This is a genomic window from Achromobacter sp. ACM04, from assembly GCF_014851465.1.
Taxonomy (GTDB): Bacteria; Pseudomonadota; Gammaproteobacteria; order Burkholderiales; family Burkholderiaceae_B; genus Achromobacter; species Achromobacter aegrifaciens.
The window spans coordinates 865,710-891,192 of sequence record NZ_JACUZS010000001.1; the positions used below are offsets into that span (position 1 = coordinate 865,710).

Here is a 25,483-nt window from a genome sequence, read left to right on the forward strand (position 1 = left end):
TCTTTCTCGTCAGGGAACAACTACGGATTCTGCACCCAGGCTATTCAGCAACTGCCGCAGCAGCGCCTGCGTTCTAGGCGTTTGAAAATACCATCTCAATCTTGTTGGAGGGTTGATGCGAACCGCGCCTGCCTGGCGGCTGGCTTGTAAGCGCATGGTCTTGAAGCCGCCAAACCAACCTGCTTGCTCGCCGTCCTCATCGATGAAACTGTCGTAGTTTCCTTTGGTCTCCTGCAGCAGGCATTCCGTCGACACAAAGCCGTCGAAATCGATGTCGAACCCGCCGCCGTGAGCGCCTCCCTGCCAGTTCCATTCATCGCTCCACAAACAATACTCCGTGTCGTAGTCGAATCCGGTAATCCTGGCCTGGTATGCGTAGGCGTTCCAATTTGCCCCATGCCTGCGTCTGACTTTCATCCCCAGGTCCGGCGGGCATTTCTTGCACGGTTCTTCGGTCCTGGGCAAGGCGCGGTCGGTGGGTTTGGCTTCACTGTCTTCCCGAGGCGTATCGCCTGGTAAAGTGGTCACGCCTCCCAGCACGGCACCTGCCGCGGCGCTTGCTGCCGCCCGGGCGAGCGCTGCCGCTATGGCTTCCGCTACCCATCCCGCGATTGGTATTGCCAGAGGTCCGGGCATTCTTCCTTACTCCCTTTGCTCTTGTTGAAGCCGTTGGCGCGATTGCCATTTCATCACTTGCATGTAGTCATGGAATCGTTGATCGGCGGGGCGTCCGGGCTTACGGATCCAGGCAAGAAACCCGGGTTGTTCATAGAATCCAGGAACCAGCGCCTCGGTCCGGAGGAAGTCGACAAGATTCGCATCGTCGTCTATCCCCAAGGCCCGCGCCCGTGCAAGGGCCGTGGCTAGTCTTTCGCTCAAGCCTGCCTCGGCCAGCCCTGGGTAGTCGCGCAGGATGTCTTGCTCGACCCCGTGCAAAAAGCCCTTGGCGTCGATTGCACATAGACCTGCAACCTGTTGTGGAGTGAATTCAAGCACCATGGACGGAATGGATCCTGATGAGTTTGCCGTTGCGCTCCACAAGCCAGTCCTGGAAGGGGGCAAAGAACGCGGCCCGTTGCTCGGCGGTCAGCAGCGCTGCAATGTCGTCCGCAAGTCTTGCGTCGTAATAGCGCAGCAATGCAGTTGTCCCGTTGGGCATGCGCACGTCCAATCGCGCCCGCAGCGCTTCGGCCAGATCGTCCATTGCGTAGCCGCTGACGATCCAGGTGCATCCAAGCTCGCTTTCCGCCAGGCGTTGCAGCGCAGGGATGTGCGCGCTTCGATCGGCGGAGCAATCCAGCAGCCATGGGCCGGCATGAGCCAGCGCTTCATCAGGCGTGCCGTCGAACAGCGCCACGCAAGATGAGGAGCGGAATAAGGGCTGTGTAGCCGACACTTGTGCGTGCAGCAGCGCGTCAACCAGACCATAAAGCCGCAAGGGAAAATTTGTTTGCTGCAGACGGGCCGCGAAGTGTTCCTCTGCCTGTATCGCCACCGGGCTACCCTCGCGCCACGGTGGTTGCGGCATTGCGGGCAGCGGCCTCCAGGCACTCCTGGCACAGCGTGTCGCTCTGCGCGGTTTTCATTGGAGCGGGATCGGACAATCCTTGTGCCAGACCGATGCGCGCCACCATCTGTGACGCTATCAATACGGCGCCGCAGGCGGTGCGCATTCCCTCCACGGCGGTGTCCTGGCCCATGAATGTATGATTGCGCCCCGGATCCGCCAGGATGGGAAAGGCGCCCTTGCATTTGGGGCAGGTGACTTTATGCCCCACCAAGGCGATCTCGCGTCCAAGAAGCATCGAGGTGGGGTGGCCCTCGGCTACGGTCCCGCCGTGCGAAGTCCGATCTCCCTTTCTGATGATCGATCGCTCAGACATGCCGCCTCCTTCTTGGTTGAAGGCGAACTTAGCATCGTTCAACCAAGGGGGGCGTTGACGAGAATCATAAGTGGGAAGACGAAGGCCGCGCCGCCCTCAATTGATCTTGATATTGCGTTCCTTCACCAGCGTCTTCCACTGCGCGGTCTCGCGCGCCAGGTGGTCGCGCAGTTCGTCCGGCGTGCCGCCAATGGGCTCGGCGCCGATGGAGTCCAGCGTGGCGCGCACCTTGGCGTCGTTCAATGCGGCGCGCATGGCGGCGTTCAGTTTCGCGACCACGTCGGGCGGCGTGCCGGCGGGGGCGAAGGCCGCGAACCAGGGCATCAGTTCATAGCCGGGCAGGCCGCTTTCGGCCACGGTAGGCACGTCGGGCAGGGCGGCCGAACGCTTGCTGGTCGTTACCGCCAGCGCGCGCAGCTTGCCGGCTTCGATGTGCGGCTTGGCGGAGGTGATGCTGTCGAACATGTAATCCACCTGTCCGCCCAGCAGGTCGGCGACGGCAGGGCCGCTGCCCTTGTAGGGCACGTGCAGCATGTCCACCTGGGCCATGGACAGGAACAGCTCGCCCGCCAGATGGATGGACGTGCCCACGCCGGCCGAGGCGTATGTGTAATGGTTGGGTTGCGCCTTGGCCTTGGCGATCACGTCCTGCACGCTGGTGGCGCCGGTGCGTGCGGGATTGGTGACCAGCACGTTGGGCACCACGGCCAGCAGCGAGATCGGGGCGAAGTCCTTGACCGGGTCGTAGTTCAGGTCCGTGTACAGCGCCGGGTTGACGGCCATGCCGTTGGCGACGATCAGGATGGTGTAGCCGTCCGGCTTGGCGCGGGCCACGCTGGCCGCGCCGATGTTGCCGCCCGCGCCTGCGCGGTTTTCCACGATGAAGGTGGTGTTGAGCTGCTTGCCCATGGATTCGCCCAGGGTACGCGCGATGCTGTCCATCGCGCCGCCGGGCGGGAAGGGCACGATCCATTTGACCGGGTGATCCGGGTAGGTTTGCGCCAGGGCGGCGGACGAGCCCCCCAGCAGCGCCAGGCCCATACAGGCCCGGGCGAGTCGTTGGAATGCAGAGCGCAAGCGCATGATGGTCTCCGTATTGCTGGAATTATTGTGTCGCTGCGCGCCGGCGGTCCGCAGATCACGGGAAGATGTTCCCGCGATTCATACTTTCCATGATCAGGTTCGTGCGATAGCTCAGTATGGCTTGCGTTTTCCCTGCGAGTCCAAGACTATATGGGTTCCGATTAATACCTTTATGGTATGTATAAGACCACGCGATGCAATTGAGGCAACTGCGTTATTTCCAGGCCGTGGCAGAGGAAGGCAGCTTCACCCGCGCGGCCGCGCGGCTGCACATGGCCCAGCCCCCGCTCAGCCGCCAGATCCGTCTGTTCGAGGAAGAACTCGGCGTGCAGCTGTTCGAGCGCACCACGCGCGCGCTGCGCCTGACGGAAGCGGGCCGCTTCCTGCTGGAACAATCGCGCCTGCTGACTGCGCGCCTGGAAGAAGTGCTGGAAGGCACGCGGCGGCTGGGGCAGACCCAGCGGCGCTGGTTCGGCATAGGCTTCGTGCCGTCCTCTCTTTACGGTTTCGTGCCGGAGCTGATCCGGCAGCTGCGCAACGCGGACCCGCAGGTCGAAGTGGGGCTCACGGAAATGACCACCTTGCCGCAGCTGGAGGCGCTCAAGGCCGGCCGCATCGATCTGGGCATCGGCCGCATCCTGTTCGACGATCCCGCCATCGAGCGACGGGTGCTGATGACCGAAGCGCTGATGGCTGCGGTGCCGCTGGGCCATCCCATTGCGCGGCTGCGGCGGGTATCCGTCGAACGCCTGGCGCGCGAACCCTTCGTGCTGTATCCGGCGCGGCCAAGGCCGAATTTCTCCGACCATGTGCTGGGCCTGTTCCGCGCGGCGGGGCACGCGCCGCAGGTGGTGCAGGAAGCCAACGAACTGCAGACCGCCATTGGCCTGGTGGCGGCGGGGCTGGGCGTGACGGTGGTACCGGCGTCGGTGCAGCGCTTGCAGCGGCAGGACGTGGCGCATGTGGCGATAGACGCCGATACTTTTGTGTCGCCCGTGATCGTCAGCTATCGCAAGGACGACACGTCGGCGTTCCTGGCGCGGGCATTAGGGCTGGCGCAGGCGCTGGCCGGTTAGCACCTGAGGAAACATGACCATGCCGGATCAGGCCGCCAAATCCCTCTCCCTCAGGCAATTGGAACTGCTGCTGGCGCTGGCCTCCGCCGACAGCATCGCGGGCGCCGGCGCCCGGCTGGGGATGACGCCCTCGGCCACCAGCCACGCCCTGCGCACGCTGGAGGCCACGCTGGGAGCGCCCTTGCTCGACCGCAATGCATCGGGGGTGCACCTCACCTATGCGGGACAGCAGATTCTGCCGCATGTCAGGGACGTGTTCGCGTCCCTGCAGATCGTGCGCGCGACGGCGAACGCCAGCGCGGGCTTGCGCTCGGGCCTGCTGAATCTGGGTTCGCTGGGGGCGAGCTCCTCCTTGAACATCCTGCCGCAGCTGCTTGAGATGTTCAAAGCCCGCTATCCGGGCGTCGACGTGTTCGTTACCGAGAAGCCGGACCCGGAATTGGAGCGCGCGCTGGTCGAACGCCGCATCGAGATCGGCGTGGTGGCCTTGCCCAAGCCGGATTTCGACACGCTGCCGCTCGTTACCGATGAGCTGATGGTGGTGCTTCCGGCTGGCCACCCGCTGGCCGAGCGCAAGACCATCGCGGTGAAGGACCTGATCGACTATCCGCTGATCATGACGCGCGCCGGTTCGCAGCCTGTCATTACGCGCATGTTCGAGCGAGCCGGCGCCAAGCCGCACATCGCGCACGACCTCTCGCAGATCATGTCCATCCTGGAGTTCGTCAGGCGCGGGCAGGGCATCTCCGTGCTGGCGTCGCTGGTGCTGCCGCAGGCTTACGACGGGCTGGTCTACCGCAAGATCAGTCCCGCCTCCAAGCGCAGGATCGGCTTGGCCTGCCTCAATGAACGCAAGCTGTCGCCTGCTGCGCACGCCTTCTGGGCCATGGTCAGGGAAGCCGCGCCCAAGCTGAAGTTTCCGGTCAAGTAAAGCCGCGCGTCAGCCGTCCTGCTTGGCTCGAAGGCTGCCCTTCATATTGAAAAAAAACTCAATTGAAGGTGAGGATTGCGAATTTTAGACTGCATCGATCGACTCTGATGGAGAAGGCGTATGCAGTCAGTGGAAGCTTCCGCGCTCAGCGGCGTGCGTGTCGTGGACCTCTCTCGCATCCTGGCGGGCCCGAGCGCGACGCAGCTGCTGGGCGACCTGGGCGCGGACGTGGTCAAGGTGGAAAAGCCGGAGGAAGGCGATGACACCCGGAAATGGGGGCCGCCCTACATCAACGACCAGGACGGCCGCGCGACCGCCGAAAGCGCCTATTACCTGAGCGCCAACCGCAACAAGCGGTCGATCGCGCTGGATATCGCCACCGAGGCCGGCCGGGACGCGCTGCATCAGTTGCTGGACCATGCCGACGTGCTGGTCGAGAACTATAAGGTCGGCGGCCTGGCCAAGCATGGGCTGGATTATGAACAACTCAAGAGCAGATACCCGCGCCTGGTCTATTGCTCCATCACCGGATTCGGGCAGACGGGTCCGTACGCCAAGCGCGCGGGCTACGACTTTTTGATCCAGGGCATGGGCGGCATCATGAGCCTTACCGGCGAGCCGCAGGGCACGCCCATGAAGGTGGGCGTGGGCATCGCCGACGTCATGACCGGCATGTATGCCGCCGTCGGCATCCTGGCTGCGCTGCGCCACCGCGACCTGACCGGCCAGGGGCAGCACATCGACATCTCGCTGCTGGACAGCCAGATCGCCTGGCTGGTGAACGCTGGAACCAACTACCTGGCACAGCAGGAGCTGCCCGCGCGCCTGGGCAACGGCCACCCGAACATCGTGCCTTACCAGGTATTCGACGCGGTGGACGGTCCCATGATTCTTGCTGTCGGCAACGATGCGCAGTTCCGGCGTTTCTGCGAAGTTGCAGGCCTGGCCGGGCTGGCGGACGACGAGCGCTACGCCTCCAACGCGGCCCGCGTCGCCCACCGCGCCGAACTTTGCCAACGGGTACAGGACGCGCTGGCCCTGCGCTCCAGGAAAACCTGGCTGGAACAGCTGGAAGCCGTGGGCGTGCCTTGCGGCCCCGTCAACGATTTGCGCGATGTGTTCAACGACCCGCACGTCCAGGCCCGCGGCGCGCAGTTGCGCATGCCCTGCGCGTGGGCGCAAGGCGGCGAGCTCAACCTGTTGGCGAACCCGCTCAAGCTTTCCGCCACGCCGGTGTCATATCGCAGGCCGCCGCCGCGCCTGAACGAGCATGCGCAGCAGATCCTGCGCGATTGGACGGCGGGCTGACATCACACACCTTAGACAACACCGCTGCGACGACGGCGGATACAAGAGGAGAGAGGCATGGATAGGAGACAGCTGTTGGCGCTGGCCGTATTGACACCCTTGAGCCGCGCATTCGCGCAGGGCAAGTACCCGTCGCAGAGCATCAGGCTGATCGCGCCCTATGCACCGGGCGGAACCGTGGACATCCTGTCGCGGCAGCTGGCCGAGCCGATGCGCGCCAGCCTGGCCCAGTCGGTCATCGTGGAAAACCGCGGCGGCGCCGGCGGCACGCTGGGCGCTGACGCCGTGGCCAAGGCCCGACCCGACGGCTACGCAATCCTGTTCGGAGCGGTGCATCACGCGATCGCCCAGTCCGTGTATCCGAAGCTGGGATACGACATCCGCGAGATGACGGCGGTGGGCTTTCTGGGGCGCGTCAACCATGCGCTGATCGTCAACAAGGATCTGCCCGCGCAGAATGTGCAGGAGCTGGTGGCGCTGCTGAAGGCCAACCCGGACAAGTACAGCTATGCCACGCCGGGCGCGGGCACCATGCAGCACCTGATGGCCGAATATTTCAAGAACGTCACGGGCACCCAGATGATGCACGTGCCATATCGCGGTTCCGCGCCGGCAATCGTGGACATCATTGCCGGGAACGTCCACATGATGTTCGAAACCATGCCTTCGGCCATCCAGCACATCCGGGCGGGCAGCGTGCGCGCCATCGCGGTGACGTCGAAGGTCCGTTCACCCAGCTTGCCCGATGTGCCCACGGCGGCGGAGAGCGGCGCGGCCAATTACGACGCGACCAGCTGGTACGGCATCTATGCGCCGCCGTCCACGCCCGCAGACGTGGTGCGCGTGCTCAATGCGGCGGTCAACGCGGCATTCGCCGACCCGGCTTTCGTGCAGCGGTGGATCGCACTGGGCGCGGATGCGGGCGGCGGCACGCCGCAGGAGCTGGCCGCGCTGACGCGCAGCGAAGTCGAGCGCTGGGCCGAGGTGGCGCGGCGCGCGGATATCAAGGTGGGTTGATGCCGGCGGGCCTGGCGGCCCGGCCGGAGTTTTGCACGTAGCAAGGATGAACCATGACTGAACTTTCCCAAGAGCAATTGGCGCTGCAGCAGCGCGCGCGCGAACTGGCGCAGACCGTATTCAAACCGACAGCCGCAGCCACCGACCAATCCGAGCAGTATCCCTGGGACAACGTCCGTCAACTGCGCGAAAACGGCTTCATGGGCATGACGATCCCGCGCGAGTACGGTGGGCGGGGCCTAAGCTATCTAGATACTGTCCTGGTCGTGGAGGAAATGGCCAAGGCTTGCGCCACCATGGGGCGCATCACCGTCGAAGCCAACATGGGCGCGATCGGCGCCATCATGCAGTACGGCACCCATGAACAGAAGGCGCTGGCCGCCGAGTGTGTATTGGCTGGCGACAAGCCCGCCATCTGCATCTCGGAACCCCAGGCCGGCAGCGCGGCCAGCGAAATGGGCACTCGCGCAGTCCGTCAGGGCGATGACTACCTCATCAACGGCGAGAAATACTGGATCACCGGGGGCGGGGTGTCGCGCCTGCACCTGATCTTTGCGCGCGTGTTCGACGAGGGCGTGGACCTGGGCATAGGCGCCTTCATCCACGTGCGCGAGCCGGACGCCGAGGACGATGGCCTGGAGATCGCCAAGCGTTCCTACGCCATGGGCGTGCGGGGCATACCCGAGACCTACATCGCGTTCCGGGATCTCAAGGTGCACAAGTCCATGCTGGTGGTTCCGCCGGAGGGCTTGAAGCGCGGCTTTGCCGGGCTGATGCAGGCCTACAACGCCCAGCGCGTGGGCGCGGGCACCGTGGCGTTGGGCATCGCGCAGGGCGCCTTTGAAGAAGCCGTCGACTACGTCAAGCAGCGCCAGCAGTTCGGCCGGCCGATAGCGGAGTTCCAGGGCTTGCAGTGGATGGTCGCCGACATGGCCATCCAGTTGAATGCGGCGCGGCACATGCTGCATGCGGCCGCAAGCAGCGGCACGGCACGGACCTTTGGCTTTCCGGACCTGTCGCTGGCCGCGCAGGCCAAGATCTACGCGGCCGAAACGGCGCAGCGCGTGACCAACGACGCCTTGCAGCTGCATGGATCGTCCGGCTATGGACGCGACCTGCCGATGGAACGCCATGTGCGCGATGCGCGCATGTTCACCATCGCGGGCGGCACCGCGCAGATCCTGCGCACCCAGGTCGCTTCCGCCGTGCTTGGGATGAAGCTGCCGCAGACGCGGGATGGGTATATCCGCGGGAAGTGATGCTTGACGACGAATTCCGCTGCGCGTAGCATCTTTTGAACCGATCGGTATAAAAGGAGCTCGGCGATGGAATTCCAAGGCAAGGTTGCGCTGGTCACCGGGGGCACGCGCGGCATCGGCGCCGCCATCGTGCGAAGGTTCGCTGAGCAGGGCGCTGATGTCGCGTTCACTTACGCCAGATCTGATCAGACAGCGAAAGACTACGCCCAGGAACTTGGTGCAACGGGCGCCAGGGTCCTGGCTATCAAGGCGGACAGCCGTGACCCCGCCGCCGTCCGTGCGGCGGTGGAGCAGACTGCCGGGAAACTGGGCAGGCTGGACATACTGGTCAATAGCGCCGGCGTGTTCCCCTACGGGCCTGTCGAGGACGCCACGCTCGAGGAAATCGACGACACCCTGGCGATCCACGCCAAGGCGGTATTCGTGGCCTCGCAGGCCGCGCTGGTTCATATGGGGACCGGCGGACGCATCATTTCCATCGGCTCCTGCTTCGCGCAACGCGTGCCTTATGGGGGCGTGACGCTCTATGCGATGAGCAAGTCGGCGCTCATCGGATTCACCAAGGGCCTGGCTCGGGAGGTCGGCGGCCGCGGCATCACGGTCAACATCGTCGATCCGGGATCGACCAACACCGACATGAATCCCGCCGATGGTCCGGCGGTAGCCGCCGAGCTGGAACTCATGGCGGTCAAACGCTATGCCGAACCCCAGGAAATTGCCGCAGCCGTGGCTTATCTTGCGGGGGCCGAGAGCCAATTCATCACCGGCGCGTCGCTCGCCATCGATGGCGGCTTCACCGCCTAGGGCTGCGGGAAGTCCAACAGAAATGGGGATTCAGATGGCATGGGGTTTCCTGGTTCTGGCCGGCATGCTTGAAATCGTCTGGGCATTGGCACTGAAGCAGGCCGACGGATTGACGCGGTTTTGGCCAAGCCTGATCGGCATAAGCGTCGCCATGCTGAGTCTTGTCCTGCTGGCCTTGGCCCTGAAGCATCTGCCGGTGGGCACCGCTTACGCCATCTGGGTGGGCATAGGCGCTTTCGGCGTGGCGGTTTTCGGCACATTGGTGCTCGGCGAGCACATGTCATCGGCCAAGCTGTTGTTCCTGGGCTTGATAGGCATAGGCGTGGCGGGCCTGCGGATAATTGAAACGTGAATTCTGGCAATCAAGCTAAACCGGCCACCGCGCCGAAAATCGGGCGTCCGAAGGCGTTCGACAAGGACCGGGCCTTGCTGGCGGCCATGCGTACCTTCTGGGCGCAAGGTTATGAAGGCACCTCGATCCAGGATCTGGTCAGCGCCACGGGCGTCAACAAGCCCAGCCTCTATGCGACCTTTGGCTGCAAGGAGGAAATCTTCCGGCAGGCCGTCGAACTTTACGACCGCGTCGAAGGGCGAGCGACGTCGCAGAGCCTCAGCGCAGCTCGGACGGCCCGCGACGCCGTCGAAACCATGCTGCGATCGAACGCGCGCGCCTATGCCGTCAACGAGGGCCCGCGTGGGTGCATGATCGTGTTGTCATCGCTGCTGGGCGCGCCTGAGAACGAGAGCGTGCGTGCGTTTCTTGCCGCAAATCGGGAGGAAGGAGAATCGACGCTGAGGGAACGGCTTGCGCAAGGCATTGCGGAGGGCGACCTTGCGCCATCCGCCGATGTCCGGCAGCTTGCCGCCTTCTACACGACCGTGCTTGAAGGCCTGTCGATCCAGGCCCGCGATGGCGCGGGCGCGAAAAAGCTCAACATGATCATTGATGCCGCGATGCTTGCGTGGCCGGCCGGTTGACATTGCCGGCGCAGCTCGTCGCAGCGCTTGCGGGCCAGCTTAGGGCGAGACCACCATCCAGGCGACGATCCGCCGCACGACAGGCAGCAGCAGCAAGAGGCTGGGAAAAGCCACTATCCACGAGGCTCCCCAGGCGCTGGGCCAGTTGAGGACAAAGTCGGGACCCACGCCCACGCTCGCGGCGGTCGCCACCGCTGAAACGATGGCCGACATGAACACGGAAAGAACCAGCGGCATCAGAACGGGGGCATAGTGCCGCGGGAGCTTTTTCAGGGTGGGGCTTGATGAATGGTCAGCCATCTCAATACTCCTTGCCGCCGCGCGCCGCTTGTTTCTCGGCTACCAGGTCCTTGACGTACTCGCGCAGTGAACGCGGATCCCGTCCGAGTGCAGCCTTCAGCACAAGACTGTTTCCTCCAAGCCCGCAGGCCCGGTAGTGATCGAAGACTTTGGACAGAAGAAGCAACTGCTGTTCGCCATAAGGCAGGCGCGCGTCTTGCGCCCACGCGTTGAAACCGGGCTCCAATGCAGTGACCGGAGATCCCAGCTCCTCGGCCAGGGCCGTCACGATGTCCATGCGGCTATACATGCCGGCGCATAGCTCCAAGGTCGCGTAGGCCAGCCTGTCCTCGGTCAGGGCGATCGCGGCGACTTCCGCCACATCGCGATAGTCCACGCGGGCGATTCTCGTGTCTTTGGGAAAGGGCTCGCTGAAGCGGGAATGGTCGCGGATCGACGGCCAGGCCAAACCGATGTTCTGCATGAAGTTCGCGGGATGCAGGATTGTGTATTCCAGTCCCGACGAGTAGAGCGCGTCCTCCACCGGGATCTTGCTGGCGTGATTGGCCAGTCGCACGTTCGTTGGCTGGATGACCGATGAAAAGACGAACCTCCTCACGCCGCTGCGCTTGGCCGCGTCGACCAGGGCAACGCCCATGGGCGCTTCGTCTGCGGTGAACGCGGGGCCGATATGAAAGACGCCGTCCACGCCTTGCGTTGCGGCTGCGAGGCTGTCGACGTCGCGGAGGTCACCGATGGCGGTCTCGGTCGCTCCCAGCGAGCGGGCCTGAGCGGCGCGTGTTTCGTCGCGGACGAGCGCCCGGACCGCGACCTTGCGCCGCTGCAATTCAGGAACGACCAGGCCGGCGAATTTGCCGGTGGCTCCTACGACCAAAACCGTGGGCTGAGTGCCGTTCACAGGGTTTCTCCTTCGCATGCATGTGGGTACGAAGGCAGTGTATTTTCTGCCGATTAGTGGAACAATACTTGTGAAATATGAATGTGAATCACGTTATACGAGATAAATAATGAGCCGCCTCGAAGACCTGGAAGCGTTCATCCACATCGCTGAAACGGGAAGTCTGACGAAAGCCGCGCGCCATCTCAGCCGCTCGCTACAGGCCGTCAGCCGTTCTCTTGCCGCGCTGGAAGAGGACGTCGGCGTGCAACTGATCCATCGCACTACGCGGCATTGCTCTCTCAGCGAAGCGGGCGAGGCGTTCTTCCGGCGGGTCAAACCGGCGATGGAGGAAATAGGCGAGGCCCGGCTGGAGGTTGCAGACCGCCGAGCCGCGCCGTCGGGCATATTGCGTGTCGGCGCGCCGGTACTGTTCGGGCCGGACTTCCTGGTTCCGATCATCGCGCAGTACATGCGCGCATACCCGCAGATGGAAGTCGATCTGCAATTGACGGATACCTTTGTCGACCTGTCCGCCGCAGGCCTCGATCTGGTCGTGCGCATCGCAGACCTGCCGGATTCCGGCTTGCAGGGAAGACGATTGGGAGCCTTGCGCAGAGTCGTATTCGGATCGCCTTCCTATTTCGAACAGTATGGCCGTCCCGCGCATCCTTCGGACCTGCGGCAGCACGCCTGCATTGTCAGGACTCTCGATCAACGCTCGGGGCAGTGGGCCTTTGAGATAGACGGCAAGCGGCGCAGCGTCGGGGTGCGGGGTCCGTTCCGGACCAACACGATGGCGGCGATCTATTCCGCGGTCAGCGCCGGACTCGGCATCGGCTATTCGCCGCTATGGCAGATCAGGCACCTGCTGGATGCGGGGCAGGTGGAGGTCATACTCGAAGCGTTCGAGTCCAAGCCTGTGCCCATACACGTGCTTTGGCAGGAGCACAGGCTTCCGCCTGCCAAAGTGCGGGCTTTTATTGATTATCTGGCGGCTGGGCTGAAGCTCGATCGGTTCTAGGGGCGCCGCGGGAGTCTGCGGGCGAGGGCGCCGCTACTATCCCAAGCGCGGCACGGTAGACTAAGAATCCCCGTATCCTGATGCGCACTTTCGCTCCAAGGAGGATCATCATGCCGGTATTTCAGATCAAGCACTTGGACCATGTCGTGCTCAGGGTTCAGGACCTGACGCGTAGCGTGGACTTCTATACGAAAGTACTGGGCTGCGAGATCAAGAAGAAGAACGATGAGTACGCAATGATCCATCTGAGCGCCGGCGGTTCCATGGTCGATCTGGTCGATGTGCAGGGGCCTCTGGGCGCCGCGGGCGGGGCAGCGCCAGGGAAAGACCGGCACAACCTGGACCACTTCTGTCTTCGCGTCGAGCCGTTCGATGAAACGGCCATCCTCGAGCATCTGCGAACTTTCGGCATTACGGCGGACAAGGCCGTGATGCGATATGGCGCGGAAGGCGAGGGACTTTCGATCTATTGCTTTGATCCCGACGGCAATCAGATCGAACTGAAGGGGCCTGCGATCTAGGGCTGGCGCAGGTTGGATCTCTGTATTAGGTCAACGCACGGGCAGCAGATATCTCAAGGCCTGCATAAAGCCACGCGGCGCCACGGTGAGATGGTCCTCGTCATTCAGGACCACGGACTTCAGTTTCAAACCTGGATATTTCCGGCTTTGCAGCGCCGCCTCCAGCGCCCGGTTGTCGGCGACCATGTCCACCGTCTGGTTGTAGCGCCGGTCGCCTTTGCGCAGGGCTTCGTAGGCGCCGACATAAAGAAAGACATTCGCCGTCAGGTCCCGATGCTGCTGGGCATAGCCCGCTTCGAGCTTCAAGGCATGCCGTTTGTCGTACCAGAGGGACGGGCTGCCGAGGACATAGCCGTTGAACATGGCGGGCTCGGTGAACAGGATCTGCGTCCCCAGCAGCGCCCCATAGGAGTGGCCGAGAAAGAGGGCTCTGGCCGGGTCGGTCCGGTAGCGGGCGGTGATGTAAGGCTTTACCTGATCGCGCAGATACGCTTGATAGGCCCGCGCCTGGCCATGGACCGCATTGGCCGGCGCGGTGCTTGGGCCGTTCGGTGTAGGCGTGTAGTCGCGCTGGCGGCTGACTCCGCCATCCTCGCCTTTGCCATATGACAGGCCGACAAGAATGAACTCCTCGATCCGCGGTCCTTCCACGTTCAGGCGGCGCGCCAACTGCCGGATGATAGGGAAGGCATAGTCGGCATCGGTAACATAAAGCACGGGGTAGCGCCGTTGCGGCTGCTTCGCATAGGACGGCGGCAAGGCGACGTAGACCTGATAGCCGCGGCCCGACACGGGATCGGGCACGTCCCAGACTTCGCTATCGGCGATTTCGTATGGGCGACCCTCGCCAGATTGCATCTTGGGCGTCGATTGGGCCTGGGCTTGCGTCGGGCCGCCATGTAGGCCGAAGCTGACGAGGAGGGCAATCAACAGGGCATTCAGAAGGCGTCGTTGCATGGGGGAAGGCTCGGCAGCCTGCAAGTTTGAGCACATGAAGTGGGCGGAATTGTAGACTGGCACCATAATCCCGGTCCGTTGCCGCCAGCAGACGTGACGAGTTCCTCAAACTTGCTGCCAGGAAGATCGCCCTGCAAATGCGCCGCGGCGACGGCGTTCGTACCTCAAGGAGCAAAATCATGGCCACAACCCTGCGCGCAATCCGTTCAGACATCACGAAGCTCGAGGTGGACGCCATCGTGAATGCCGCGAACTCCTCATTGCTGGGCGGCGGCGGCGTCGATGGCGCCATCCATCGCGCGGCGGGCCCGGATCTAGTGCATGAATGCAGATTGCTGGGCGGTTGCAAGACGGGGGACGCGAAGGTGACCAAGGCCTATCGCCTGTCCGCTCAATACATCATTCATACGGTGGGGCCGGTGTGGCGGGGCGGGGACGGCGGAGAACCGGCGCTGCTGGCCAGCTGTTATCGCCGATGCATCGAGCTGGCGCAAGAAAGAGCGGTCAAGTCGATTGCGTTCCCCAGCATCAGCACGGGGATATATGGGTACCCCATTGAATTGGCGGCGGAGATTGCCGTCAAGACCGTGCGTGAAAGCCTCGCTGGGGATTCTTCCGTCCAAGAGGTGATTTTCTGCTGCTTTTCTCCGGAAGACCTTCTTCAGTATGAGCGCGTCTTGAATCGGCCGACTGTTTAGCCAGCCGATTCCATCCAATCTCTTCCATTCACTCCGGCCTCACCACGTGTATTTCACGCCGATACGGCCCACGTACTGATGGTAGTCTTGCGCGCCCCAGCTGCCGGAAGCATTGACCCATCCTGACCAACCCTTGGTGAAGTTGGCATGCACGCCCAGCTTCAGTTCATACCGGTCCTTGGGATAAAGGTCTCCGATGGGTAATTGATTGAAAGACACGGAACTGTCGACGTTGCTGTGCCACCAGTTCACGGTTGCGAAGGGTTGGGCCTTGCGGTTGTTGCCAAGGTCAAACGTGGTGAAGGTGCGTACCCCAAGGCGGGTAATGGTCCCGTTCGAATCGGCGCGGTCTACCCGGGTGCCGTTCTGTTCGGTGATGCTGTCGGTGTTGCTGTCGACATAGATGATTTGAGCCTGTGGTTCCAGCGTCCAGTTTTCCCGTAGCTTGAATGCGTAGCCGGCCTCCGCCGATATCGCCCAAGCTTGCGAGTCGTAGTCCACGCGCGGCAGTTCGGCGCCTTGCACCCGGTTGTTGAACCAGCCGTATTGGAACCAGGTGTCCACGTAGGCGCCCAGCTTGGTCTCGTCGTTTTGAAACCATGTGCCGTACACGCCTGCGCTATAGCCGTTGACGCGGCCCTTTGCCTTGTAGGGGTTGCCGTCGGCGCGGGCAGTGCTGTCTGCAGTGCCGTATCCGAGCATGGCTCCGAGGTGCAGGCGATCGGTCTCTGAAAAGAGCTTCCATTGCGCAAGATCGCCGCCGCCCTGCAACAGGAAAAGGTCGGTGCTGACGTTAAAATTGCCGTCACGGCTGTGGCTTCCTTCCCATTTTCCGGAGGTGCGCAGCCAGATCGAATTGCGCTTGCTGCCATCGACTGCGAACGGTTGCGATTCGATGAATTGAGGTTCACCCAAACGGTCGTGCATGCTCTGCACGAACATCTGCCCGACCAGGCGTTGGTTGGCGAGGTAAGCCGCGACTTCGGGCCGATATAGGGGCTCGGGCTCGGGCTCGGGCTCGGGCTCTGGGTCGGGCGGCGGAGGCGGTGGTGGCGGCGGAGGCGGCGGCGGCGGGGGAGGCGGCGGCGGTGGAGGCGGCGGTGGAGGAGGCGGCGGGGGCGGTGGCGCTTCCTTTTCAGACCGCAAGTACCAGCTCTGATCGGTCGGCGCTGCGGCGCTTCCCTGATAGAGCCGATACTCGTAGGGGCCGGCCACTGCTCGGCCGGACAGCGCGAACGCACCCGCGCCGGATACGCCGCCGTTGACCACTTCGACCACTTGAATCCCGCTTGCCGTCGTCAACGCGCCGGGGCCGCCAGTGTTCTTTATGCGTAGTTGCGATGTGCCAGTGGCGCTGCCGCCATTGACGATGAGCTTGTCCGACGGGGAACTGTCATCTCCCAGGTAGGTATTGAGCGCGATGGTGCCGTTCCCGCCGTAGTTGCGCGTCGTGACGGTCTTGTAGCTGCCTGCTTGCGGGGCCGTGAAGTCGATGAGGCTGTCGGTATTGACCAGGTTGGTGAGGTTGGAGTTTCCCGTCACCTGCCAGGTGCTGTCATTGCTCATGGAAAGATTGGTCGTGCTGCCAGGCTGCGTCAGCACGCGCCCCTGGATCAAGGTGCCGCTGGCGCCGATATCCGCAGTCGCGGCGGCAGTGGCGCCGATGTTGATGGCGGCATTGCCGCCGGTGACGGAGGAGCCGGTCAAAGACACGATGGCGGGCCCCTCCGACAGGTGTATGCCGTCGGCTTGGGCTGAGGAGATCCTGGAATCCACAAGGGTGTAGGTCTTTGCCGCGGCGCCCGCCGTCCCGGTCAGGTGCAAGCCCTGGGCGTTTGCGCCTGCGGTTTGCAGCGTCGCGCCGGTGGCGCTGAAGCGCGTGGCATTGACCGACACGCGGACCGCATCGGCGTCCGCGCCCTGGGTGTCGACCAGGGTACCCGTGTCGCCGTCGCGGCCCAGATTGACCGTGCCCCAGCCCTCGACGTGGATGCCGTGCGCCGCCAATCCCAGCGTGCTCACCCTGGTGCCGTTGATGTTCGCCACCGCGCCGGACTGGGTGCGCACGGCCACGGAACGGTCGGCGAAGGTCAGGATCTGCCCTCCATCCACGGTCGCGGGCGGCCCGCCGTTGACGAACAGCGCAAACGAGCCGGCGGCCAGCGTGCTTACCTGCGTGTCTTTCAACGTGGCGGTGCCGCCGTTGACGTACATGCCGTAAGTGCGGTCGGACTGGATGGTCATCCCATCGGACTGGAAGATGCCGTTGGTAAAGACATAGACGCCGATCGCGTTTTGTGCGCGCACCGACGTGCCGGTGCCCATGAATTTGCCGTAGTCCTGTACCAGAACGCCGTATGCGGTCGTGCCTTCGGTGGTGATCGATCCGTTTGTGGCCGTGAGTTCACTGCCGTTCTGGAGGACGTGGGCGCCGTACGCGGTCGTGCCCTTGGTCAGAATGGCGGTGTTGTAAAGGTTGGCTTTGGCGCCTTGCCACACCTCGGCGCCTTTGGAGCCGTTTTGCAAGGTGGTCAGCGTCGAGTCCCGCAGTATGGTCGTCGCGTCGGCGCCATAGGTGCGCAGGGCATGGGAATCGGCGAAATCCGTCGTGACATATACGTTCGAACCATCGAACTGTGACGGGAGACCGGTAGACCCGACGTTGTAGATCCCCCGAACGCTGCCGCCGGTGGCATAGACATAGACGCCTCCCGGTCTGACTATCAACTGTCCGCCGCTTCGGACATACAAGCCGTCAATGGCATTGCCGTTGACGCTTATGCGGATGGGTGTTCCGTCGCCGAGCGAGGGGTCCAGGATAGCCAAGCCGCCCTGGACCTGAATGCCCGTACCACCTAAAGGTGGGGGATAGGGCGGGATGGGCGTGATGACGGTGCCGCCGACAAACGTCTTTTCTTCGCCGGTGACGACCCGAAAAGGGGTGGTGTAGGTGCCTTGCGGGATTATCTCCGCAAGCGTCGCCGAGCCGCTGAGCGCCGCGGCAAGTCCGATGGCGACACGAGCCGCGAGGTTCGGCGATTGAAAAATGGGGGGGACATTTTCATGCTCTGCGCATTTCACTAGCGGCTCCTGCCAGGGGAAACGTGACCGGAAGTCAATCTGGACGCCGCAGGAACATCGATGCGCCGTCTTTCGAGCAGACACAACATGAACGCCATGGAACCCTACTACTACTTTTTGCCTAGTGCAAATGGGAGTTGCGTAATTGCACGAGTCGATTCGCGTGCAGGCCCGAGCAGCGGTTTCGATAATGAGGCACTGAGGGCACGCCGCGCTGGCGCAGTGAATTCCTTGGAACTAGGGAAAACCACTATTACGAATCGCCTGCATCGCGGTCGGTCCGCTGCCGAAGGAAGACGCCATATTGCCGGGATCCGAGGCTACAGCCGCTGCCCGCCCGTCGCATCAATGCGCTGCCCCGTGATCCAGCGCCCCTCATGCGACGCCAGAAAGGCGACGATGTCCGCAATGTCCTCAGGCTGCCCCACGCGCCCCAATGCAATCGTCTGGGCGATGACCTTGCTCTGCTCCGGATCGCGTGCGCGGGCATTGAGGTCCGTGGCCGTGGCGCCGGGCAGGACGGCGTTCACGGTAATGCCGCGTGCGCCCAATTCGCTCGCCAGCAGCAGGGTCAGCGCTTCCAGGCCGGCCTTGGCCGGCGCGTAGACGCTCATTTCCGGATAGGCGGCGCGCGTGCCCATGGAGGACACGTTGACGATGCGGCCATGGTCGCGCAGGAAAGGCAGGGTCTGCTGGATCAGGAAGAAGGGGGTCTTCAGGTTGACCTGCAGCACCCGGTCGAACGCGTCAGGAGTGACTTCCGGCAGGCGGGCGCGCAGGCCCACGCCGGCGTTGTTGACCAGGATGTCCAGGCCGTCGTCGGCGTAGCGTTCCTTGAGCGAGGCGCGCAAGTCCCGCGCCAATGCTGCGGCGGCGTCCGCCAGCGCCAGGTCGGCCTGCAAGGCCCAGGCTTGGCCGCCAGCTGCCTGGATCTGGCGCACGACCTCGTCGGCGGCATCGCCAGCGCTGTTGTAGTGCACGGCGACGCGCGCGCCGCGCCGGCCCAGGGCCAGCGCGATGGCGCGGCCGATGCCGCGGCTGGCGCCGGTCACGAGCGCGGTTTTGCCCACGAGGCTGTCGGGGAATTCAGTCTGACTCATGCCGTTTCCGTTTCGGGTTGGGTCCACGCATGCTGCGCTTCCAGTTCGCGCGCGGCAAGCAGCAGCGCGTTGCGGTCGATCTTATTGGTGCCGGCCCAGGGCAGTTCATCCACGAAGCGGATGCGCCGCGGATGCTGGTAGGCGGGGCCGTGCTCGAGCGCGTGGCGCTTGAGCGCATCGGCATGCAGTCGGCTGCCGTCGCGGCGCACGACGAAGGCGACGGGGATATGGCCGCGTTCCTCGTCGGCCAAGGGCACCACGCAGCTCTGGCGCACGTCGGGGTGCGATTCCAGCAGTTTCTCGACCTCGACGGGATAGATGTTCTCGCCCGAGCAGACAAACATGTCGTCGGCGCGTCCCACGAAGTAATAGAAGCCGTCGGCGTCGCGCCGCAGCACGTCGCCGCTGTAGTACCAGCCGTCCTTGAGCACCTGTGCGCTCTTTTCCGGGAGGTTGTGATAGCCGGCGAGCACTGCGGGGTTCTTCATCAGCAGCACGCCCTGGTCCGGGCCAGGACCGTCAGCGAGCCGCACCTGGGTGGGATCGAGCGGGTAGCCCAGCGCCAGCGCGGGCGTGGGCAGGCCGTCGGGATGCGGGCCAAACACGGCGGGGCCGGCCTCGGTGGTGCCGTAGCCGTGGGTCACGCGCACGCCGGGCAGGGCGCGCTGGATGCGTTCCAGCAGCGCCACGGTCATGGGGGCCGAGCCCAGCATGACGCGGCTCAGCGCCGACAGGTCGCGTCCTTGCAGCAGAGCCGGGTCCTTGACCAGTCGCGCGAACATGGTGGGCACGGCGGTCAGGACGGAGATGCGGTAACGCTCCAGCGCGTCGGCATAGGCGGCGACATCGAATGAAGGCTGGATCACCAGCAGGCTGTTGCTGGCGAAGGCGCGCTTGGCCATGAACAGGCCGTTCATATGGAATAGCGGCTGGGCCAGCAGGTATCGTTCCTGCACGCCGGCGCGGGCGACGACGGCGGCGGAGGTGGCAGCCAGCGCCCACAATTGGCCGCGATGCGTGAGCGGCACGCCCTTGGGCTTGCCGGTGGAGCCCGAGGTGTACAGCATCTGCGCGATGCCGTCGGCCTGCGGCGTGACGAAGCCGAAGTCCGTGGGCGCGATCTGCGCGGCAAAGCCTTGCGGACCGGCGTCGTCGAAGTCCAGCACCGGCACCTTGGCTTCGAAGGCGGCGCGGCGCGGGCCGTCCACCAGTGCGAGCGCGATGCCGGCGTCGCGCAGTACATAGTCGATGTTCTCTTGCGACTGCTTGATGTTGACGGGAACAGCCACGTAGCCCGCCCGCATGATGCCGAAATAGGCGATCAGGTACTCGGCCCGGTTCAGCGCGGCGATGGCGACGCGGCTGCCCGGCGCCAGGCCGCGCGCGGACAGCCAGGCGGCCACGCCGCCCGCCAGCAGGCGGACCTGGGCGTGGGTGTAATGCCGCGGCGTGTCGGACTGGCGCAGGTCGATGATGGCGGGCAGATCGGAAGACAGTACCGGGTCGGCCAGATGGCCCAGATTGAGCAGGGAATGCGTCATGGAATTTTCCGGAAAGAATGCGGCTCAGCGCTTTTGCAGCTTGGGATTGAGCGCGTCGTTCAGGCCGTCGCCGACCAGGTTCAACGAGAGCACGGCCAGCATGATGGCCACGCCCGGCACGGCGCAGATGTACCAGGAAGAGCGGATCAGGCTGCGGCCTTCGCCGACCAGCCGGCCCCAGCTCGCGATGTTGGGGTCGCCCAGGCCCAGGAAGGACACCACCGATTCGTAGAGGATGGCGCCGGCCACGACCAGCGAGGACATCACGATGACGGGAGGCAGGGCGTTGGGCAGGATTTCCGCGGCGACGATGCGCAACGGACTCATGCCCAGCGCGCGGCAGGCCTGCACGAACTCGCGTTCCTTGAAGGACAGGAACTCGGCCCGGGTCAGGCGCGCGATGGGCGGCCAGGACACCAACCCTACGGCCAGTGTGATGTGTTCGATGCGCGGCCCCAGGATGGACACCACCGTCAGCACGAACACGACGTTGGGAATGATCTGGAACAGTTCGGCCACGCGCATCAGGCCCTCGTCGACCCAGCCGCCGGCCCAGGCCGCGGCCGCGCCCACGCTCACGCCGATCAGCGTGGCGGTGGCTGCGGCCACCAGGCCGATCAGCAGGGTGGCGCGCGCGCCGTGGGCGATCATGGCGGCGATGTCGCGTCCCATGGAATCGGTGCCCAGCGGATGACGCCAGGACTCGAACGGCCAGATCTCCGGCGCGCCGACGATGCGCAGCGGGTCTGTGGGATATAGCCAGCCGGCGCCCACCGCCAGGAAGGCGACCAGGACGAGCAGCGCGGCGCCCGCGACGGCGCCCCGGTTGCGCGCAAAGCGCGCGGCGAACGAGGCGCGGCCGTGGGGGGATGCCGCAGGCAGGGCAGTAGCGAGGGTAGGGGATGCGGACATGTCAGGCAGCCTTGATGCGCGGGTCCAGCCGCGTGTAGATCAGGTCGACGGCGATGTTGGCGATGATCACCACGAAAGAGCTGAGCACCAGGATGCCCAGGACGACGGGATAGTTGCGGCTCATGACGCTGTCGAACAGCACGGCGCCGATGCCGGGCCAGCTGAACACCGCCTCGACCACGATGCTGCCGCCCAGCACCGCGCCCAGTTGCAGGCCCAGCAGCGTGACGATGGGCAGGAAGGCATTGCGCAGCACGTGGCGCAGGACCACGGCGCTGCGCGTCAGGCCCTTGGCGTACGCGGTGCGCACGAAGTCCATGCGGCTGACTTCCAGCATCGAGGCGCGCATCACGCGGGCATAGGCGGCGGAATAGAACAGCCCCAGGGCCAGCGCCGGCAATGCCAGGTGGTGCAGCACATCCAGCGCCTGGCGCCAGGCGCCGCCGGACAGGCCGATGGTCACCATGCCGCCCACCGGAAACCAGCCCAGCTTGACCGAGAACAGCACGATCAGCATGATGCCCAGCCAGAAGCTGGGCGCGGCAAAGCACAGCACGGCGAACACCGACACCGCGCTGTCCCACCAGGTGTTGACCTTGACGGCCGACACGATGCCGGCCGCCATGCCCACCAGCACCGCAATGGCGAGGCTTGCGCCCATCAGCAGCAGCGTGGCTGGCAGGTGCGCCAGGATCACGTCCAGCACGGGCAGGTTGTGGCGGTAGGAATAGCCCAGATCGCCGCGCGCCACGGAGCCTATGTACTTCAGCAACTGCACGGCGGGCGGCTGGTCCATGCCGTAGGTCACGCGCAGGCGCTCGATGAGCGCCGGGTCGGTGACCTGCTGCTCGGCCGTCATCACGTCCAGGAAGGTGCCGGGCACGGATTGGATGAGCGCGAAGTTCAGCACCACCACGCCCAGCAGCAGCGGGACAGCCTGGGCCAGCCGGCGCAAGATCAGTCGGATCGGCATGCGTGCGCCTCAGGCCTGCAGCCAGACGTCGGCCAGGGTTTCGCCCTGGACGTTGGCGCCGGTGGTGAAGTTGCGCACGTTCTTGCCGGCCAGCGTGAACGACTGGATCTCCACCAGCGGCACGTGCGGCACGTCGGTCGAGGCCAGGCGGGCGAACTGGTGCGCAAGCGTTCGGCGCGCGTCCGGGGCGGTCTCCTGGGTCAGCTTGGCGACCAGCGCGTCCATTTCCGGGTTGGAGTAGCCGGTGGCGTTGCGGAAGGCGGCGCCCTTGACGATGCCGTCGGTGGTGTAGAACTGGGTGACAGTGGGCACCAGTTCCAGCGGCGAGGTGAAGTTGGAGACGGCGATGTCGTAGTCGTAGTCGCCATAGATGCGCTTGAGCGCCGTGGCGCGGTCCACGGAATCCAGCTTGACCTCGATGCCCACGTCCTGCAGCGCCTGCTTCAGGTACTGGCCGAGCTTGGCGTTCTCCTCGAACCAGGCGGCGGCGACCAGATTCACGGTGAAGCGCTTGCCGTCCTTCACCGGCAGGCCCGCGGCGTCCAGCAGCGCGGCGGCCTTCTTGGGGTCGAACGGATAGCGCGGCACGTCCTCGGTGTAGAACAGCGGGTTGCTGCTGAAGACCGGCGCGATGGCGGGCTTGCCGCGGCCGTAGTAGATGGTGTCGACGATGAACTGGCGGTCGATGGCGTGCAGGATGGCCTGGCGCACCTCGCGGCGGTTGACGATGTCGCGGCGCTGGTTGAATTCGGCGGTCACGGTCCAGGCCGAGTTCTGGTAGCCGCGCGTGTCCACCACCACCTTGCCGGTCTTGAGCAGGCGGTCGATGTCGCGGGCAGGCACCGGGTTGGAATAGGCCAGGCCCAGCTCGCCGGTCTCCAGCGCGGCGCCGCGCGTGGCGGGGTCGCCCCACCAGCGGATGATGAGGCGGTCCAGGTTGGGCTGGCCGGCATTCCAGTAGCTGTCGTTGCGCAGGTATTCGACGTGGCTGCCGCGCACCCACTTGCCGTACTTCCAGGGGCCGGTGCCGACCGGCGTGTTGTTCAGCGGGTTGGTGATGATGTCGCGCCCGTCGTACAGGTGTTTGGGTATCAAGAGCTGGAACTGACCGGCCAGAGTGGATTTCAGGAAGAACTCCGGAACCGGCGCGTCGAAGTTCAGCACCACGGTCAGCGGATCGGTCGCGGTCGCGCCGGTCAGCGACTTCAGCGCGATGCCGGCGGAAATCGGCTTCCAGTGCTGCAGCACGTTGTAGACCACGTCGGCGGACGTGAACGGCGCGCCGTCGTGCCAGGTGACGCCTTCGCGCAGCTTGATGGTGTAGCTGCGGAAGTCTGCGGCGGGCGTCACGGACAGGGCCAGCGCGGGTTGGAACTTCAGGTCGGCATCCAGCTTGAGCAGGCGTTCCAGGATCTTGGTCGCGGTCTGGAACGGGCTGGACCCGCCGCCGCCGGGCACGAACAGGGCCTGAGGCTCCAGGCCGCCCCAGCTGGCGACCAGGGTGCCGCCTTTGCGGGCGGGGCCGGCGTCGGCGCCGGGCTGGGCAGTCGCGGCCAGCAACGCCTGGGGCGCGACGCCCAGGCCGGCGGCCAGGCCGCCCGCGGCGGTACGGGTAAGGAAGGCGCGCCGTCCGGGGCGCTGCGCGGTGGTCATGATGGTGTCCTTGAAGATGAGAGCCCGCTCAGCCCTGGGCGAGCGTGGCGTAGGTGGCGCGGCCGATGGCCACCAGCGCACCCTGGTCGTTGTAGAGGTCCACGTCGGCCACGCCCACGCTGCGGCCGTTGCGGCGCACGCGGGCCACGGCGGTCAGCGCGGTGTTGACGGCGGGACGCAGGTAGTCGACGCGGAAGTTGATGGTCGGCAGGCCGCGGCCCAGCAGCATGCCGACGGCGAAATCGCCGACGGTGTCGATCACCGCGGCCAGCGGGCCGCCATGCCATTGGCCGCTGGCCGCGCCGCGCTCGAATTCCGGGCGCATGGGGGCCAGCACGGTCAGTTCTCCCTGTTCATGGTTCACGTCGCGCACCGACAGGCCGAGCCAGGCGATGAACGGCGAATCGTCGAACCTGGCCTGGATGGCCGCGGCGTCAAGGGTGGCAGCCGGAGCCAGCGCCTTCGGGTTCGCGCTCATGCCGACACCAGCACTTTGCCGACGATCTTGCGATCTTCCAGCGAGGCCAGCGCCTGGGCGCCTTGTTCCAGAGGCCACTTGCGGTCCACGTGGACGCGCAGCCGGCCGTCGCGCACCAGCGCCAGCAGCTCGTGCAGGTCCTCGCGTTCCCAGCCGTTGGAGCCGCGGATCTGCAGCTCGAAGGTCCAGATATAGCGCAGGTCTTCCTTGGGATCGAAGCCCGCGGTGGCGCCGCAGGTCAGCAGGCGGCCGCCCAGGCGCAGGCAGCGCAACGATTTGACCCAGGTGTCGCCGCCCGTGAAGTTGACCACCACGTCCACGCCGCCCGGCTTGCCGCTGCGGCGGCGCGACGGCTTGCCGAAGCGCTCCTGGACCGCCTTGAGGAAGTCTTCCTCGGTGTACAGAATGATGTGGTCGGCGCCCAGGGCGCGCAGCGCCTCGGCCTTTTCGGGGCTGCCGGCGCAGGCGATGACTTCGGCGCCAGCCAGCTTGGCCAATTGCACGGCGCACACGCCCACGCCGCCGCTGGCGCCCAGGATCAGCACCTTTTCGCCTGGCTGCACCTGGCCGATGCGGTTCATCATGCGCAGGGCGGTGCCGTAGGCCACGGGCAGCGCCGCCGCCTGATCGAAGCTGACCTCGTCGGGCAGACGCAGCAGCTGGTGCGCCGGTACGCGGCACAGTTCGGCCAGGCCGCCATGAATCGTCTCGCCCACCAGGCCGCCATCGACCCGGTCTATCGGGTCCACCAGCACGCGGTCGCCCGCCTTCCAGTCGCGCACGTTGGCGCCGGTCTCAACCACCACGCCGGCCACGTCCAGGCCGATGATGACGGGAAAGGGCAATTTGATACCGGGCATGCCGCGGCGAGTGAACACGTCGTGGTAGTTCAGGGACGAGGCCCCGACGCGGATGACCACGTCGTCGGGACCGGCAACGGGATCGGGGAATTCGGTTTCCAGGCGCAGCTTGTCGGTGCCGCCGTGTTCACGCAAAACAATGGCTTTCATGAGTCTCTTGATGGATGGG

The 25,483-nt window shown here is 64.9% G+C and carries 27 protein-coding genes; 11 read left to right on the plus strand and 16 right to left on the minus strand.

What is annotated here, in order from left to right:
• Positions 1–9: 9 nt before the first annotated feature.
• From IB259_RS04110 to IB259_RS04130, 5 genes are all read right to left on the minus strand, one after another.
• Entirely contained in the window at positions 10–636 is a 627-nt protein-coding gene (locus IB259_RS04110) for a restriction endonuclease fold toxin 5 domain-containing protein (RefSeq protein ID WP_166738269.1), read from the minus strand.
• Between the two features lie 6 nt (positions 637–642).
• Positions 643–999 (minus strand): hypothetical protein, encoded by a 357-nt coding sequence (locus IB259_RS04115; protein WP_054454673.1) that lies wholly within the window; start codon positions 997–999, stop codon positions 643–645.
• Complete coding sequence (locus IB259_RS04120; RefSeq protein WP_192327648.1) at positions 989–1,528, minus strand: DUF4123 domain-containing protein; 540 nt, start codon at positions 1,526–1,528, stop codon at positions 989–991. The genes IB259_RS04115 and IB259_RS04120 overlap by 11 nt, the downstream gene beginning before the upstream one ends.
• The gene (locus IB259_RS04125) at positions 1,500–1,883 is read right to left on the minus strand and encodes a PAAR domain-containing protein (RefSeq protein WP_054454672.1); all 384 of its coding nucleotides are present in this window, start codon (positions 1,881–1,883) and stop codon (positions 1,500–1,502) included. Before IB259_RS04125 ends, IB259_RS04120 begins: the two co-directional genes overlap by 29 nt.
• 96 nt (positions 1,884–1,979) lie before the next feature.
• Complete coding sequence (locus IB259_RS04130) at positions 1,980–2,966, minus strand: tripartite tricarboxylate transporter substrate binding protein (RefSeq protein ID WP_192327651.1); 987 nt, start codon at positions 2,964–2,966, stop codon at positions 1,980–1,982.
• 194 nt (positions 2,967–3,160) lie between these two features.
• Between IB259_RS04130 and IB259_RS04135 the strand changes: the two genes are divergently transcribed.
• The 8 genes from IB259_RS04135 (at position 3,161) to IB259_RS04170 (ending at position 10,339) form a co-directional block, all read left to right on the plus strand.
• Positions 3,161–4,042 (plus strand): LysR family transcriptional regulator, encoded by an 882-nt coding sequence (locus IB259_RS04135; RefSeq protein ID WP_059379704.1) that lies wholly within the window; start codon positions 3,161–3,163, stop codon positions 4,040–4,042.
• A gap of 19 nt (positions 4,043–4,061) precedes the next feature.
• Positions 4,062–4,973 carry a LysR family transcriptional regulator gene (locus IB259_RS04140; protein ID WP_175160773.1) on the plus strand — a complete coding sequence of 304 codons (912 nt, stop codon included), beginning with the start codon at positions 4,062–4,064 and terminating at the stop codon, positions 4,971–4,973.
• Between the two features lie 120 nt (positions 4,974–5,093).
• Positions 5,094–6,281, plus strand: coding sequence for a CaiB/BaiF CoA-transferase family protein (locus IB259_RS04145; RefSeq protein ID WP_175213300.1), 1,188 nt, complete (start codon positions 5,094–5,096; stop codon positions 6,279–6,281).
• A 57-nt stretch (positions 6,282–6,338) separates the two neighbouring features.
• Complete coding sequence (locus IB259_RS04150) at positions 6,339–7,298, plus strand: tripartite tricarboxylate transporter substrate binding protein (protein ID WP_192327654.1); 960 nt, start codon at positions 6,339–6,341, stop codon at positions 7,296–7,298.
• A gap of 53 nt (positions 7,299–7,351) precedes the next feature.
• Positions 7,352–8,557 carry a 3-sulfinopropanoyl-CoA desulfinase gene (acdA, locus tag IB259_RS04155; protein WP_192327657.1) on the plus strand — a complete coding sequence of 402 codons (1,206 nt, stop codon included), beginning with the start codon at positions 7,352–7,354 and terminating at the stop codon, positions 8,555–8,557.
• A gap of 66 nt (positions 8,558–8,623) precedes the next feature.
• The gene (locus IB259_RS04160; RefSeq protein ID WP_192327660.1) at positions 8,624–9,361 is read left to right on the plus strand and encodes an SDR family oxidoreductase; all 738 of its coding nucleotides are present in this window, start codon (positions 8,624–8,626) and stop codon (positions 9,359–9,361) included.
• A gap of 34 nt (positions 9,362–9,395) precedes the next feature.
• Complete coding sequence (locus IB259_RS04165) at positions 9,396–9,713, plus strand: multidrug efflux SMR transporter (RefSeq protein WP_054454653.1); 318 nt, start codon at positions 9,396–9,398, stop codon at positions 9,711–9,713.
• Positions 9,710–10,339 (plus strand): TetR/AcrR family transcriptional regulator, encoded by a 630-nt coding sequence (locus tag IB259_RS04170; RefSeq protein ID WP_192327663.1) that lies wholly within the window; start codon positions 9,710–9,712, stop codon positions 10,337–10,339. Before IB259_RS04165 ends, IB259_RS04170 begins: the two co-directional genes overlap by 4 nt.
• Before the next feature lie 39 nt (positions 10,340–10,378).
• On the opposite strand, the gene IB259_RS04175 is transcribed toward IB259_RS04170, so the two are convergent.
• On the minus strand, positions 10,379–10,639 hold the full coding sequence (locus IB259_RS04175) for a DUF2798 domain-containing protein (protein ID WP_192327666.1): 261 nt from the start codon (positions 10,637–10,639) through the stop codon (positions 10,379–10,381).
• A gap of 1 nt (position 10,640) precedes the next feature.
• Positions 10,641–11,537, minus strand: coding sequence for an NmrA/HSCARG family protein (locus IB259_RS04180; RefSeq protein WP_054454646.1), 897 nt, complete (start codon positions 11,535–11,537; stop codon positions 10,641–10,643).
• Positions 11,538–11,646: 109 nt separating this feature from the next.
• Between IB259_RS04180 and IB259_RS04185 the strand changes: the two genes are divergently transcribed.
• Together IB259_RS04185 and IB259_RS04190 are read left to right on the plus strand one after the other, a co-directional pair.
• Positions 11,647–12,540, plus strand: a complete 894-nt coding sequence (locus IB259_RS04185; RefSeq protein WP_054454645.1) for a LysR family transcriptional regulator — start codon at positions 11,647–11,649, stop codon at positions 12,538–12,540.
• A 110-nt stretch (positions 12,541–12,650) separates the two neighbouring features.
• Positions 12,651–13,061: a VOC family protein gene (locus IB259_RS04190; RefSeq protein ID WP_192327672.1), complete on the plus strand. Its 411-nt coding sequence runs from the start codon at positions 12,651–12,653 to the stop codon at positions 13,059–13,061.
• Between the two features lie 30 nt (positions 13,062–13,091).
• Here the strand turns inward: IB259_RS04190 and IB259_RS04195 are convergent, their stop codons facing one another.
• On the minus strand, positions 13,092–14,018 hold the full coding sequence (locus IB259_RS04195) for an alpha/beta hydrolase (protein ID WP_192327675.1): 927 nt from the start codon (positions 14,016–14,018) through the stop codon (positions 13,092–13,094).
• A 179-nt stretch (positions 14,019–14,197) separates the two neighbouring features.
• On the opposite strand from IB259_RS04195, the gene IB259_RS04200 reads away from it, so the two are divergent.
• Positions 14,198–14,716, plus strand: coding sequence for an O-acetyl-ADP-ribose deacetylase (locus IB259_RS04200; RefSeq protein WP_119451185.1), 519 nt, complete (start codon positions 14,198–14,200; stop codon positions 14,714–14,716).
• Positions 14,717–14,755: 39 nt separating this feature from the next.
• Here IB259_RS04200 and IB259_RS31195 read toward each other — a convergent pair whose 3' ends face one another.
• From IB259_RS31195 to IB259_RS04240, 8 genes are all read right to left on the minus strand, one after another.
• Positions 14,756–17,797: an autotransporter outer membrane beta-barrel domain-containing protein gene (locus IB259_RS31195; protein ID WP_192327678.1), complete on the minus strand. Its 3,042-nt coding sequence runs from the start codon at positions 17,795–17,797 to the stop codon at positions 14,756–14,758.
• Between the two features lie 320 nt (positions 17,798–18,117).
• On the minus strand, positions 18,118–18,897 hold the full coding sequence (locus tag IB259_RS04210) for an SDR family oxidoreductase (RefSeq protein WP_175160704.1): 780 nt from the start codon (positions 18,895–18,897) through the stop codon (positions 18,118–18,120).
• Positions 18,894–20,438, minus strand: coding sequence for a class I adenylate-forming enzyme family protein (locus IB259_RS04215; RefSeq protein WP_192327681.1), 1,545 nt, complete (start codon positions 20,436–20,438; stop codon positions 18,894–18,896). The genes IB259_RS04210 and IB259_RS04215 overlap by 4 nt, the downstream gene beginning before the upstream one ends.
• 24 nt (positions 20,439–20,462) lie before the next feature.
• Positions 20,463–21,350: an ABC transporter permease gene (locus IB259_RS04220; RefSeq protein ID WP_054454630.1), complete on the minus strand. Its 888-nt coding sequence runs from the start codon at positions 21,348–21,350 to the stop codon at positions 20,463–20,465.
• Position 21,351: 1 nt separating this feature from the next.
• Positions 21,352–22,323: an ABC transporter permease gene (locus IB259_RS04225; RefSeq protein WP_088140359.1), complete on the minus strand. Its 972-nt coding sequence runs from the start codon at positions 22,321–22,323 to the stop codon at positions 21,352–21,354.
• A 9-nt stretch (positions 22,324–22,332) separates the two neighbouring features.
• Entirely contained in the window at positions 22,333–23,976 is a 1,644-nt protein-coding gene (locus IB259_RS04230; RefSeq protein WP_192327683.1) for an ABC transporter substrate-binding protein, read from the minus strand.
• A gap of 28 nt (positions 23,977–24,004) precedes the next feature.
• Entirely contained in the window at positions 24,005–24,454 is a 450-nt protein-coding gene (locus IB259_RS04235) for a PaaI family thioesterase (protein ID WP_054454625.1), read from the minus strand.
• Positions 24,451–25,464: a zinc-binding dehydrogenase gene (locus IB259_RS04240; RefSeq protein ID WP_119451534.1), complete on the minus strand. Its 1,014-nt coding sequence runs from the start codon at positions 25,462–25,464 to the stop codon at positions 24,451–24,453. The genes IB259_RS04235 and IB259_RS04240 overlap by 4 nt, the downstream gene beginning before the upstream one ends.
• Between the last annotated feature and the right edge of the window lie 19 nt (positions 25,465–25,483).